10 protein-coding genes are annotated in these 13,843 nt (G+C 56.6%); 5 read left to right on the forward strand and 5 right to left on the reverse strand.

Annotated elements, in window-relative coordinates; genetic code table 11:
- Window positions 1-218: 218 nt before the first annotated feature.
- Window positions 219-839 (forward strand): FKBP-type peptidyl-prolyl cis-trans isomerase, encoded by a 621-nt coding sequence (gene fklB / locus ACTJJ1_RS11235; RefSeq protein ID WP_004952760.1) that lies wholly within the window; start codon window positions 219-221, stop codon window positions 837-839.
- Between the two features lie 43 nt (window positions 840-882).
- On the opposite strand, the gene ytfE is transcribed toward fklB, so the two are convergent.
- Window positions 883-1,548: an iron-sulfur cluster repair protein YtfE gene (ytfE, locus tag ACTJJ1_RS11240; protein ID WP_004952763.1), complete on the reverse strand. Its 666-nt coding sequence runs from the start codon at window positions 1,546-1,548 to the stop codon at window positions 883-885.
- A gap of 120 nt (window positions 1,549-1,668) precedes the next feature.
- Window positions 1,669-3,621, reverse strand: coding sequence for a bifunctional 2',3'-cyclic-nucleotide 2'-phosphodiesterase/3'-nucleotidase (locus ACTJJ1_RS11245; RefSeq protein WP_409443627.1), 1,953 nt, complete (start codon window positions 3,619-3,621; stop codon window positions 1,669-1,671).
- A 256-nt stretch (window positions 3,622-3,877) separates the two neighbouring features.
- Here ACTJJ1_RS11245 and cysQ point away from each other — a divergent pair, with 256 nt between their 5' ends.
- Window positions 3,878-4,618, forward strand: coding sequence for a 3'(2'),5'-bisphosphate nucleotidase CysQ (gene cysQ, locus ACTJJ1_RS11250; RefSeq protein ID WP_440833704.1), 741 nt, complete (start codon window positions 3,878-3,880; stop codon window positions 4,616-4,618).
- Between the two features lies 1 nt (window position 4,619).
- Here cysQ and ACTJJ1_RS11255 read toward each other — a convergent pair whose 3' ends face one another.
- On the reverse strand, window positions 4,620-5,174 hold the full coding sequence (locus ACTJJ1_RS11255) for a YtfJ family protein (protein ID WP_006323250.1): 555 nt from the start codon (window positions 5,172-5,174) through the stop codon (window positions 4,620-4,622).
- A 325-nt stretch (window positions 5,175-5,499) separates the two neighbouring features.
- On the opposite strand from ACTJJ1_RS11255, the gene ACTJJ1_RS11260 reads away from it, so the two are divergent.
- On the forward strand, window positions 5,500-5,706 hold the full coding sequence (locus ACTJJ1_RS11260) for a DUF1107 domain-containing protein (protein ID WP_004952776.1): 207 nt from the start codon (window positions 5,500-5,502) through the stop codon (window positions 5,704-5,706).
- A 136-nt stretch (window positions 5,707-5,842) separates the two neighbouring features.
- Here ACTJJ1_RS11260 and ACTJJ1_RS11265 read toward each other — a convergent pair whose 3' ends face one another.
- Complete coding sequence (locus tag ACTJJ1_RS11265) at window positions 5,843-7,174, reverse strand: hemolysin family protein (RefSeq protein ID WP_004952778.1); 1,332 nt, start codon at window positions 7,172-7,174, stop codon at window positions 5,843-5,845.
- 187 nt (window positions 7,175-7,361) lie between these two features.
- On the reverse strand, window positions 7,362-8,003 hold the full coding sequence (msrA, locus tag ACTJJ1_RS11270) for a peptide-methionine (S)-S-oxide reductase MsrA (RefSeq protein WP_004952780.1): 642 nt from the start codon (window positions 8,001-8,003) through the stop codon (window positions 7,362-7,364).
- Between the two features lie 287 nt (window positions 8,004-8,290).
- On the opposite strand from msrA, the gene tamA reads away from it, so the two are divergent.
- The gene (gene tamA, locus ACTJJ1_RS11275) at window positions 8,291-10,027 is read left to right on the forward strand and encodes an autotransporter assembly complex protein TamA (protein WP_020438324.1); all 1,737 of its coding nucleotides are present in this window, start codon (window positions 8,291-8,293) and stop codon (window positions 10,025-10,027) included.
- Window positions 10,024-13,842 carry an autotransporter assembly complex protein TamB gene (tamB, locus tag ACTJJ1_RS11280; RefSeq protein ID WP_440833708.1) on the forward strand — a complete coding sequence of 1,273 codons (3,819 nt, stop codon included), beginning with the start codon at window positions 10,024-10,026 and terminating at the stop codon, window positions 13,840-13,842. The genes tamA and tamB overlap by 4 nt, the downstream gene beginning before the upstream one ends.
- Window position 13,843: the final 1 nt, after the last annotated feature.

Here is a 13,843-nt window from a genome sequence, read left to right on the forward strand (position 1 = left end):
TTCAGTATAGTCCGCTAACTGTTTGAAGTGAAAGGCAGCAGCAATTCAATGGCTGTCGCGGCAGGCGATGAGCCTGGGATCGCGGGAACGGGCGTTAACAGGGGGCCATTGTTTCTTTTTCTACGACAAAAGTCATCATTCTCCACACAAGATTTTACCCGGCTTTCCGGCACTGTTATGCTGCGCCTTCGACTTTTTACAGACTAAAGGAAAACCCCATGACAACCCCTTCTTTTGACAGCGTTGAAGCGCAAGCAAGTTACGGGATTGGTTTACAGGTCGGCCAGCAGTTGCAAGAGTCCGGTCTGGAAGGTTTACAACCGGAAGCTTTGCTGGCAGGTTTGCGCGACGCGCTGGAAGGGAATGCCCCGGCGGTTCCGGTAGACGTAGTGCACCGTGCGCTGCGTGAAATCCACGAGCGTGCGGATGCCGTGCGTCGTGAGCGCCAGCAGGCGATGGCCGTTGAAGGTCAGCAGTTCCTGGAAGACAACGCCAAGCGTGACGAAGTGACGCTGACCGAATCTGGCCTGCAGTTCTCCGTGCTGGAGCAGGGCAATGGCCCAATCCCGTCCCGTCAGGATCGCGTGCGCGTGCATTACACCGGTCGTCTGATTAACGGCGACGTGTTCGACAGCTCCGTAGAGCGCGGCCAACCGGCAGAATTCCCGGTTAGCGGCGTGATCCCAGGTTGGATCGAAGCGCTGACTCTGATGCCGGTCGGCTCCAAATGGCAGCTGTATATCCCGCACGATCTGGCCTACGGCGAGCGCGGAGCCGGCGCATCCATCCCGCCATTCAGCGCGCTGGTGTTTGACGTCGAGCTGTTGGAAATTCTGTAATTCAATAACAGATTTCTCTGGGCGCCTTAATGGCGCCCTTGTTTTATGCACCGCTCAGCGCACGCGGAAACAGCAGGTTGTTCTCCAGATTGATGTGTTCCATCAGGTCGTCGATGAACTCGTCGATGCCGCCATACAGCGCCTGCCAGGTATTGCATGCCCCTTCCGGTGGCGTCACGTTATGGGTGAGGAATTTCACCACCTCAAGCTGTTCGCCCGCTTCGTCATGCTCATGCTCCATCACCGAGATCGGCCCGGCGGCCTGGCGCCCCATGCCCTGTTTGATCATCGGGAACAGGATCTGCTCTTCTTTCATCATGTGGTTTTCCAAATCCAGCCGGATCAGGTTCAGCTGTTTAGCCAGGCCGCGCGGGCAGGTGGGTTTATCTGCATGTACCCGCTCAACCTTTTCTGCCATCAGCACCAGTTCGGCCAACTGTTCACGGTGCCGTTGATGGAAGCGCGGCAGAATGTGGTCAATCACTTCGCCGAGCGGCGCAGTGCGCCAGTCGCGGGTTTGTTCCGGTTTGGCGGCGAGGGCGGCCAGCTCGGTTTCCAGCCGATCGATATCCAGCCCTCTGCGCTCGGCGGCGCGTTGCAGCGTTTGCTTGCCGCCACAGCAATAATCCAGATCGTTCAGACGAAACAGGCGGGATGCCCGGGGAATGGCGATGGCGAGTGCGCCTAGGGATTGATTGCGATAATCCATGGTCGTGCCTCTTTAAATGAAGGAATTCTATAACATGTATTTTAAATGCAATTTAAAGGGCGCGCCAGAGAGAAAAAGGGGTAGGTAGCCGAGGGACGGTATTTCCCCCCGGCCTGGGGCTTATTTACTGCTCAAATCGATCTGATAAACCGCAAAACCTATGCTGTCCGTACCCTCAGCCTTCATCGGGTACTGCGCATGCGTTTTGATAAACGCCGTGGCTTTCTCACTGGGTGACGTTTCGAAGCGGATATCCAGCGGCTGTGCACTGCTGAACGTCGCCAGGCGCCAGTTATTGTCCACCTGTGGCCGTACCGCGCCGTGTTTTTTAGTCTCGGCACCGATATACGCCGCCAATACTGAACGGTTTTCGTCCGGCGACGCGAAGGCGATGTGCTTGTCACCGGTGCCGGCAAACTTGCCGCCGTAAGCGCGGTAGTTATTGGTGGCAACTAGGAAAGTGGCGTTCGGATCGATCGGCTTGCCCTTGAACGTCAGCTGCCTGATGCGTTCCGCCTTGTCATTGATCAACTGGCATTCGCCGTCGTAGCGCGCCGGTTGGCTGACGTCGATCTGGTAATTCACACCGTCAATCACGTCGAAGTTATAGGTGCGGAAGCCGTCCCAGTTAATCAGGCCTTGTGGTTTGTTGCTGGAGACGTCGATCTGATTGAACTGCCCGGCCGAGCATTCCAACCATTCCTTCACCTCTTTGCCACTGGCTTTCACCACCACCAGCGTGTTGGGGTAGAGATAGAGATCGGAAGCGTTGCGGAAGGTGAGCTGGCCTTTTTCCACTTCCACGAAGCTGGCCGGGTCATTTTTGCGCCCGCCGACTTTAAACGGCGCTGCGGCTGACAGCACCGGCAGGTCGGCCAGATCCGGATCGCCTTGAATGTAGTGTTCAACATAGGCCTTCTGCGCATTGTTGACGATCTGCACCGTCGGATCGTCTTGCACCAGCGCCAGATAGCTGTACATGTTGTCGTCAGACTTGCCGACCGGCTGGCTGACGAAGTCTCGCGTGCCTTTATGATCTTCTGCCAGCACTTTTACCAGCGCAGCGTCTTCCGCCGCCAGCGATTTCTTGTTTTCTTTGTCGTAGATCGGCCGCGCTTCCGCTTTGGCGGAGGCCACTTTCCAACTGCCGGAGTCGTTGTTCAGTTGCAGATCTACCACGCCGAGGTGATCGCCCCATTGGCCCGGCATGACTGCCGGTATGCCATTCAGCAGACCTTTTTCAATATCTGCGCCTTTGATTGCGGCGAAGTCCTTGCTCGGGAATACCGCGTGGGCATGGCCGAACATGATGGCATCAATGCCCGGTACCTGGCTGAGGTAGTACACCGAATTCTCCGCCATGGCCTTATAGGGTTCGCTGGAAAGGCCGGAGTGCGGGATTGCCACCACCAGGTCGGCACCCTGTTTGCGCATTTCAGGCACGTAGCGTTTGGCGGTTTCGGTAATGTCATTAACCGTCACCTTGCCTTGCAGATTGGCCTTATCCCACACCAGAATTTGCGGGGGGACGAAGCCGATATAGCCGATGCGTAAAGTATGTTCCTTGCCGTCACGGTCTTTTACCGGCGTATCGACGATAATATAAGGCGTGAATAGCGGTTTTTGAGTTTTAGCGTCGATCACGTTGGCGTTGATATACGGGAATTTGGCGCCGGCAATGGCGTTTTTCAGGTAGTCCAGCCCGTAGTTGAATTCATGGTTGCCGATATTGCCGACCACGTAATTCAGCGTATTCATCGCCTTGTAGACCGGGTGTACGTCGCCCGGTTTGAGCCCCTTGGCCGCCATATAGTCGCCCAGCGGGCTGCCCTGAATAATATCGCCGTTGTCCACCAGCACCGCATTGGTGGCCTGCTGACGCGCCTGCTCGATCAGGCTTGCGGTGCGCACCAGACCGAATTTATCGGTCGGTTTATCCTTGTAGTAATCGAAGTCCATCATGTTGCTGTGCAGGTCGGTGGTTTCCAGTACGCGCAGATCGACCGTTGCCGCCTGCGTTGAGGCGCAAACCAGCATAGCGAGGGCGGACAACGTCAGCGGACGCTTCATCATTTTTGGCTTTCTCCATTCCATTTTTCGAGTTTTATCGCAGAGGGACATGTAATTAACATTGGTTGTCTCACCAAACTGTGAAGTGTGGCAGAAAATTGGCCGAGGTTACGCAGGAAATGTCACAGTTGTGACGGCAAAGACTTGAATAAATACCGATGGTTAAACCGTTGTGATGGATATTCCATGCAAAAAAAACTAGGCTGCTAGCAATGAGGAAGGGGAAATGACCCACGGAACTGCATATCTGAGGTGAATGATGTTAGAGCAAATTTGCCAACTGTCCCGCGAGGCGGGGGCGGCAATCATGGCGGTGTATGACGGTGAACAACCGCTTGATGTCGCGCAGAAAAAAGATGATTCACCGGTGACGGCGGCCGATCTGGCGGCGCATGATATTATCAAACGCGGGCTGGCGGCGTTAACGCCGGACGTGCCGCTGCTGTCGGAGGAAGATCCGCCAGCCTGGGAGGTGCGTCGGAACTGGACGCGTTATTGGCTGGTCGATCCGCTGGACGGCACCAAGGAATTCCTCAACCGCAACGGTGAGTTTACGGTCAACATCGCGCTGATTGAAGACGGCCAGGCGGTAATGGGCGTGGTTTACGCTCCGGCGATCGACGTGCTGTACCTGGCCGAGCGCGGTAAAGCCTGGAAAGAAGAGAAAGGGCAACGCCAGGCGATCCGCGTCAGCAATGCTCATCCGCCGCTGGTGGTGGTAAGCCGCTCCCATAGCGACGAAGAATTGAAGGATTACCTGAACCAACTGGGTGAACATCAGACTGTTTCTGTCGGATCTTCGTTGAAGTTCTGCCTGGTGGCGGAAGGAAAGGCACAGCTCTATCCGCGTTTTGGGCCGACCAATATCTGGGATACCGCCGCCGGCCATGCCGTCGCGGTGGCCGCCGGGGCGCAGATCCACGACTGGCAGGGGCAGCCTTTGCTTTATGCCCCGCGTGAATCTTTCCTCAACCCCGGCTTCCGGGTTTCGCTGTTCTGATTCAGTTCAGGAGTTGGTGCAGTTGGGTCATGACCTGCTGCACCTCTTCCGGCGTCAGCGCGCCGTCTTTGGCGAATTGGATCTTGCCCTGTTTATCCAGCACCACAATGGCCGATCCTTTCGGCTGTAGATCCCAGGCTTTGCGAACGTTACCGTTGCTGTCGACCACAAACTGCGACCACGGAAACTCCTTCTTGCTGTCCTCAATGCTGTTGCGAACAAACATCGCGGTGCCGAGCAGGGCGTCGTCGGTATTGACTATTGTCGTCGTTTGGTAACGTTCGTGCGGTAGCTTAGCTTTTTTAATCGCTTCTATCAGTGGGTCGTTCATGTCCTTGGCGGAGCTGCGGCCGGCAATATGCTGGATCACTCGCACTTTCCCACTGAGCTGCGCGCTATTCCAGTTTTTATAGCTAAACTTATCATTAGCGTAATTTAACTCTCCCTTATCGCTGACGCCGACCGGCGCGACGCGTTGCTGGAGCTGGAAGTTGTGCGCAGAGGCCAAAAGGGGAGCAAACAGCAGGGATACAATGAGCATGCTACTTTTTTTCATGCCTTCTCCTTGGAAGGGGACGGTGCCGACAGCACCCAACAGCCTAAAGCATAGGTGGTGATCGGAGGTCTGTCCTGTTAGCCGGATCGCAGTTTTTCCTTCTGGGGGGGAATACCTTTATTTTGAAGGGATATACTGAGAAAGTTATATATTATCATATACAATTCTGTCAAAAAGTGTAAATCCAGTGAAGATGACCGAGCGGAAGTGAACGATATGGTCTTTACTAGGTCTACTACATGGCAATCAAGTTGCGTTCTTACTTTAGAGGCTGCCACCTTGGCGGCTCGCTGAGCGCATGGACCAAACGGAGGAGAGTAAAAGAATGAGAATCTTCCAGCGTTATAACCCATTGAAAGTGGCGAAGTACGTAAAGACCCTGTTTCGTGGCCGGCTGTATATCAAAGATGTAGGCGCGTTCGAGTTCGACGAAGGGAAAATCCTGATACCGAAAATTCGTGACAGACGCCACTTCAGTGTGATGTCAGAGGTGAACCGGCAGGTGTTGTTGCTGCAATCTGAGATGGGTTAATGCGCTATACCCGTCGTGTTTCAAGCGGCAGCGTTGTTTTCTGCAATTTGAAATTCATAGGGTAAATTTTGTGTACCTGCAAAAGCCCCAATTATCGCGGCCCCGATGGGGCCGCTGACGTTTTTGCCGGCAGGGGTCAGGCTGGGGAGTTGTCCCCCGGCGCTTTTGGCAGCACCGCGGCAGGTTTGTCGCTCAAGCGGGTCACCAGCAGCTGATCAATCTTGTAGCTGTCGATGTCCACCACCTCAAATTTATAACCGGCGTACTTAACGAAGTCAGTGCGTTTCGGGATCTTGCGCAGCATGTACATCATAAAGCCGCCAATGGTTTCGTAGTTGCCCGCCTGCGGGAACTCGTCAATGTGCAGCACGCGCATCACATCTTCGATCGGCGTGCCGCCCTCAATCAGCCATGAACTTTCGTCACGCGCCACGATCTGCTCTTCCTGGCCCTGGCCCACCAGATCGCCCATCAGCGTGGTCATTACGTCATTCAGCGTAATGATGCCCACCACCAACGCATACTCATTAAGAATAACGGCAAAGTCCTCGCCGGCAGTTTTAAAGCTTTCCAGCGCTTCAGACAGCGTCAGGGTGTCGGGTACGATCAGCGCCGCGCGGATCTGTACGCCGCTGCTCAGTACCAGGCTCTGGTTGCCCAGCACGCGGTTCAGCAGGTCTTTGGAGTCGACGTAGCCAACCACCTGATCGATGTTGCCATCGCACACCAGAAACTTGGAGTGCGGGTGGGTCGAGACCTTCTGAATGATGCTTTCTTCGCTTTCGCGCAGATCGAAGTAAACCACGCTTTCACGCGAGGTCATCGAAGAGGGAACGGTACGCGATTCCAGCTCGAACACGTTCTCGATCAACTCATGTTCCTGTTTACGCAGCACGCCCGCCAGGGCGCCGGCTTCCACCACCGCATAAATGTCGTCGGAGGTGATGTCGTCTTTACGTACCATCGGCAGCTTGAACAGGCGGAAGATCAGGTTTGCCATGCCGTTGAAGAACCACACCAGCGGCCGGAAAAGCATGATTGAGAAACGCATCGGGTTGATGATCCGGACGGCGAACGTCTCTGGTGCAATCATACCGATGCGCTTCGGGGTCAAATCTGCGAACAGGATAAACAGGCTGGTCACCAACACGAACGAACAGATAAAGCTAACCTGCTCCGCCAGTTCCGGTGACAGAAAGCGATCGAACAGCAGTTTGAACGTCGGAGAAAAAGCCGCATCGCCCACGATACCGCCGAGGATGGCCACGGCGTTCAGGCCAATTTGCACTACGGTAAAATACAGGCCCGGCGTTTCCTGCAGTTTGAGCACCTTGGCGGCGTTGACGTTACCTTCGTCAGCCATCATTTTCAGTTTAATCTTGCGTGATGCAGCCAGAGATATTTCCGACAGTGAGAAAAACGCACTCACGGCGATCAGAAAAAGAATCAGTAAAATACTGTTTAACATATTCTATCCATACGTGCCGACGGGATGACGGCGCTCTTGAGGAAGGGTCGTACCTTGTAAAAAAAGAATTGTAGGGGGCCGCATATCGCGCCCGCCAGAGCTTTATCAAAAAGCAGGGCCGCAAATGCGACCCAGCACAGTATAGCAGCAGCCCCACAGGGGCCGCCAGCGGTTAAAAAATAGTAGGTTAGCCCTGTGGCGGCAGACAAACGCCGATCCCGCCCAGGCCGCAATAGCCCTCAGGATTTTTATACAGATATTGCTGATGGTCGTCTTCGGCATAGTAGAACGGCAGCGCCGGCGTCACTTCGGTGGTGATGGCGCGCTTGTCGCCGGCTTCGTCCATCGCCTGCTGGAAACGTTGCCGGCTGCTTTCGGCTTCAAGCTGCTGTTCCGGCGTCAGCGTGTAAATCGCCGAGCGGTACTGGGTACCGACGTCGCCGCCCTGACGCATGCCCTGCGCCGGGTCGTGGTTCTCCCAGAACACCTGCAGCAGTTGCTTATAGCTGACGATTTTCGGGTCAAACACCACGCGCACCACTTCGGTATGGCCGGTCTGGCCGCTGCACACTTCGCGGTAGGTCGGGTTTGGCGTGTAGCCGCCGCTGTAGCCTGCGGCGGTGCTGTAGACGCCCTGTTGTTGCCAGAACAGGCGCTCGACGCCCCAGAAGCACCCCATGGCGAAGATTGCCACTTCCATGCCATCCGGGACGTGAGTCATCGAATGATCGGTAACCACGTTGAGCGTCGCAACAGGCATCGGCGTCGTGCGGCCAGGCAGGGCGTTCGCCTTGTCGACGGTTTGGGTTTTATCAAAAAATGGCACCACGGTTGACTCCTGTTGTCACAGTAAGAATTGGCCCAAGACGCAGCGGTTCGGTTGTATCTAACCGCAACTTTGCTCACAATAAGCTGCCTATTGAGATATAAGTGTAAGCTTAACGCAGTATTTTGAGCGCCAAAAGAGAAGAATGCGCTTGTTTACGGCGACAGTAAAACGGTAACACGCGGCGTCTGGAATAACGCTGAAGAGGGCTGCCGTCTTGATAGCGCGGAGTCTGCCCTGGCACCAGAGAGCGTTGTTATACAGGAAAGTAAAATAAATAAGGAGAACGCGTGCCACGATACCGTGCCCTGTGCTTTTTTTGTGCGCTGCTCGCGACGCCCGCGGCGTTTTCGGCGAATGTGCGGCTGCAGGTAGAAGGACTCAGCGGAGAATTGGAGAAAAACGTCCGGGTACGGCTGTCTTCCATTACGCCGGAAGAAGTCGGCACCGATGGACGGTTCCGCGCGCGCGTGGATGAAGCTGTCCGTCAGGGGCTGCGTGCGCTGGGCTATTATCAGCCCACCATCGATTTTACGTTGGATGACCGCCCAGGGCTGGCGCGCCCCGTGCTGTATGCCAAGGTGAACCCGGGCGAGCCGGTACGGATTGCCGGTGCCGATATCCAGTTGGAAGGCGGCGCGAAAACCGACGAAGACTATCTGCAATTGGTCAAAAAGGGCCGGCCGACGATAGGGGAGATCCTTAATCACGGCAAATACGACGACTTCAAAGGTTCTCTGACCGGCATGGCGCTGCGCAAAGGCTATTTCGATGCCGATATGACCAAGAGTCAATTGGGCGTGGCGGAGGACCTGCATAAGGCTTATTGGGACATCGACTTCAACAGCGGGCAGCGCTACCGCTTCGGCAAGGTGAAGTTCCAAGGTTCGCAAATCCGCGAAGACTACCTGCAAAATCTGGTGCCCTTTCATCAGGGGGATTATTACAGTTCGGAAGAGTTGGCCGAGCTGAACCGTCGTTTGTCCGCCACCAACTGGTTTAACTCGGTGGTGGTGTCCCCTGATTTCCAAGATTCCAAAGAGAACAAGATTTTGCCGTTAGATGCGCTGGTTACGCCGCGCACCCGCAATACCATCGAAACCGGGGTCGGTTATTCCACCGACGTCGGCCCGCGGATAAAAGGTACCTGGAAAAAACCGTGGCTCAACGATCGCGGACATAGCCTGGAAACCAGCGCCAGCATTTCTGCGCCGGAACAGCAGCTTGATCTGACCTATAAAATCCCACTGCTGAAGAACCCGTTGGAGCAGTATTACCTACTGCAGGGCGGCTTCAAGAACGTCGATCTCAACGATACCAAGTCCGTTACGTCAAAAGCGGTGGTTTCCCGCAACTGGGATCTCTCCAGCGGCTGGCAACGGGCGCTGAACCTGACCTGGCGTCTGGACCACTTTACCCAGGGTACCGTCACCGACACCACCATGCTGCTGTATCCCGGCGTCAGCGTTAACCGTACCCGCTCGCGCGGCGGTTTGATGCCGACCTGGGGCGACAGCCAGCGTTATTCTCTCGACGTGTCCGATACCACCTGGGGTTCCGGCGTCGACTTTGCGCTGATACAGGCGCAGAACGTCTGGATCCGCACCTTGGCCGACAAACACCGGTTTGTCGCACGCGGGCAGGTTGGCTGGATCGAAACCAATAACTTTGAAAAAGTGCCGCCGGATCTGCGTTTCTTCGCCGGTGGCGATCGCAGCATTCGCGGCTACAAATACAAAGGCATTTCACCCCGTGACGATGACGGCAAGCTGACAGGCGCTTCCAAAATGCTGACCGGCTCGCTGGAATACCAATACAACGTGACCGGCAAATGGTGGGGCGCGTTGTTCGTGGATTCCGGCGAAGCGGTGAACGATATCAAGCAAAGCAACGTCAAGACCGGCGCCGGTTTCGGCGTGCGCTGGCAGTCGCCGGTCGGCCCGGTGAAGCTGGATATCGCCGCTCCGGTTGGGGATAAAGAGACCCACGGGGTGCAGTTCTATATTGGTTTGGGGCCTGAATTATGAGCCTGATTAAAAAGATTTGTCTGGGATTTCTGATCGTCTTGTTGCTGCTGATTGGCGGGTTGGCTTATTTGCTCGGCACCACCAGCGGCCTGCATACGGTTATCAACGGCGCTGCGCGTTGGGTTCCGGGGCTGGATATTGCCGGCGTCAGCGGCGGTTGGCGCGATTTGACGTTAAAGGGCGTGAAATACCAGATGCCGGGCGTGACGGTGAATGCCGGGCAGTTCCATCTTTCGCTGGATTTGTCGTGCTTTAAACGCAGTTCGCTGTGCGTTAACGCCCTGACTGCGCAGGACGTGGACGTGGTGGTGAAAACCAAAGAAATGACGCCGTCGGCACCGGTGGAAGAGACCGGCGAGCCGACCACGAATCTGAGCACGCCGTACCCGATTACCTTGCGCATGCTGGCGCTGAACAACGTCAAGGTCAGCGTCGACGACACGGCGATTTCACTGGGCGAGTTCCGCACCGGTGCACAGTGGCAAGAGCGCGCGCTGACCCTGTTGCCGACTAAAATCAGCTCGCTGCTGATCGCTCTGCCGAAAACGCCGCAAAACCCATTGCCGGAAGCCGTGCAGCCGGTCGTTGAGGTGGCGAAAAAGGTCGGCGAAAAAGTCGAAGAGGCTGCCAAGCCTGCGCGACAGCCAGAAGAGAAGCCACTGGGCGAAACGCTGAAAGAACTGTTCGCCAAACCGCTATTGCCGGATCTGCCGGACATTCGTCTGCCGCTGGATATCACCGTCAAGGAAATCAGCGGTGAACAGCTGCGGCTGACGGGCGACACCGAGGTATTGATCACCAGCCTGCTGCTGCAGGCCAGCACCAAAGACCAGCATATCCAACTGGACAACTTTGATGTGAAATCGCCGCAAGGCACGCTGTCCGCCCAAGGGCAGGCGACGCTGACCGGCAACTGGCCGGTGGAGATGGTGGCGAACGGCACGCTGAATATTGAGCCGCTGAAGGGCGAGAAGGTCAAACTGAACCTCGGCGGTGGGCTGCGTGAAGAGCTGAAAGTGGCGCTCAACCTGTCCGGGCCGGTCGGCGCGCAGTTGGATGTGCAAACTCAACTGGCCGAGGCCGGTTTGCCGTTGGCACTGACGCTGCAAAGCAAACAGCTGAAATGGCCGCTGAGCGGCGAGGCGCAATACCAAATCAACGATTTCCGCCTGCGCTTCAACGGCAAGGCGACCGACTATGCGCTGTCGACGCGCGCTAACATCAAAGGCCAGGATCTGCCGCCGGCGGTGCTGACGCTGGATGGCAAAGGCAACGTCGAACAGTTCAAACTGGATCGCTTGCGGCTGGCTGCCTTGCAGGGCAATGCCGATTTGAGCGCGCTGGTGGACTGGAGCAAGGCCATCAGCTGGAATTCACAGCTGATGTTAAGCGGCATTAACACCGCCAAACAGTGGCCGGAATGGCCGGCGAAGCTGGATGGGAAGATCACCACTCGCGGTAGCCTGCACGGCGGCAGCTGGCAATTGCAGGTGCCGGTGCTGCAGCTCGACGGCAACGTGAAGCAAAATAAGGTCACCGCGCGCGGCTCGCTCAGCGGCAACGCTGCCGGGCAGTGGAAAATCCCCGGTATCGATCTGACGCTGGGGCGTAACCAACTGAACGTCAAAGGCCAACTGGACGAGAAAAGTTGGAATCTGGATGCGAACATCGACGCACCGCGCCTGGATGGCGCGCTGCCGGGGCTGGGCGGTACGGCGAAAGGCCTGCTTAAACTGCGCGGCAACCTGCAGGCGCCTCAGTTGCTGGCCGATCTGACCGCTTCCGGCCTGCAGTGGCAGGCGCTGCGCATCAATCGGGTTAAAATTGACGGCGACGTGCGCTCCAGCGATCAGATTCAGGGGCAACTGGCGGTACGGGTTGAACAACTGAAGCAGGATGCTCTGGAGATCAGCCTGCTGACGCTGGATGCCAAAGGCAGCGAAAAACAGCATCAGCTGCAACTGAAGATCAACGGCAAGCCGGTATCCGGCCAACTGGCGCTGCAGGGCAGTTTCGATCGCCAGCAGCAGCGCTGGCGCGGCAACCTGAACAATACCCGTTTCGATACCCCGGTGGGCGAATGGCGGTTAACGCGCGCCATTACGCTGGACTACCTGAATACCGCACAGAAAATCAGTATCGGGCCGCATTGCTGGCAGAATCCGAACGCTGAACTGTGCGTGCCGAAAACCATTGAAGCCGGCCCGAGCGGCCAGGCCAGCGTAGTGCTGAACCGCTTTGATCTGGCGATGGTGAAACCTTTCCTGGGGCCGGAAACGGCCCTGAGCGGCGTATTCTCCGGCCGGGCGGATGTTAGCTGGAAACCGGGCGGCGCACTGCCTGATGCGAAAGTCGCGCTGGTGGGCAACGGGGTGAAAGTGGTGCAGCAGGTACAGGGCAATGCACTGCCGATCGCCTTCGATACGCTGAATCTCAACGCCGGGTTGACCAATGGCCGCGCTCAGGCGGACTGGTTGATCAAGCTGAACAAGAATGGCCAGTTTAACGGCAACATTCAGGTCACCGACCCGCAGGTGCGCCGCAATATCAGCGGTAATGTCAATATCACCAATATCTCGCTGGCGATGATCAACCCGGCGCTGATGGATGGGGAAAAAGCGGCGGGCATGTTGAACGCCAACCTGCGTTTGGGCGGCAGCGCGCAGAAACCGCTGGTTTACGGCCGGTTAGCGCTGGATAAGGTGGATATCGATGGCCACTGGATGCCGTTTGACATGACTGACGGCCGGTTGGTGGTGAACTTCGATGGCATGACCTCGACGCTGGAGGGGCTGATCGGGACGACCCGCGGGCAACTGAATCTGTCCGGTGACGCCGACTGGCGTGACATCAATGCCTGGCGCGCCCGTATCGCCGCCAAGGGCGACAAGCTGCGGGTGACGGTGCCGCCGATGATCCGCATCGACGTTTCTCCGGATCTGGTCTTTGAGGCGACGCCGCAACTGTTCTCGCTCAACGGCTCAGTCAATATTCCGTGGGCGCGCATAACGGTGCAGGAGCTGCCGGAAAGTGCGGTAGGCGTCTCTTCCGATGAAGTGATGCTGGATGATCAACTGAAACCGATCCAGCCAAAAACCGCTGCGATCCCGATCAACAGCAACCTGATGATCCACGTCGGCAACGATGTACGCCTGGATGCTTTTGGCCTGAAAGCCAAACTGAAGGGCGACTTGAAAGTGGTGCAGGACAAGAACGGCCTGGGCCTGAATGGCCAGATTGACATCCCGTCCGGTCGCTTCCATGCTTATGGTCAGGATCTGATTGTCCGCAAGGGCCAACTGCTCTTCTCTGGGCCGCCGGATCAGCCGTTACTCAACATCGAGGCGATCCGTAATCCGGACTCGACCGAAGACGGCGTCACCGCCGGGGTTCGCGTCACCGGGTTGGCGGATGCACCTAAGCTGGAAGTGTTCTCAGACCCGACTAAATCGCAGCAGGAAGCCTTGTCTTATCTGCTGCGCGGGCAGGGTTTGGGCAGTTCCGGCGCCGACGGCAACGCCATGACCTCAATGTTAATTGGGATGGGGGTTGCACAAAGTGGTCAACTTGTGGGTAAAATCGGCGAGGCGTTTGGCGTAAGTAATTTGGCCCTGGACACTCAGGGGGTTGGCGACAGCTCTCAGGTTGTCGTGAGCGGCTATGTTCTCCCTGGCTTACAAGTAAAATATGGGGTGGGCATTTTCGACTCGCTGGCCACGCTGACGTTGCGTTACCGCCTGATGCCTAAGTTGTATCTTGAAGCGGTGTCTGGTATCGACCAGGCATTAGATTTGCTCTATCAGTTTGAGTTTTAGC

The organism is Serratia sp. 22264 (assembly GCF_052045345.1).
GTDB classification, from domain to species: Bacteria; Pseudomonadota; Gammaproteobacteria; order Enterobacterales; family Enterobacteriaceae; genus Serratia; species Serratia plymuthica.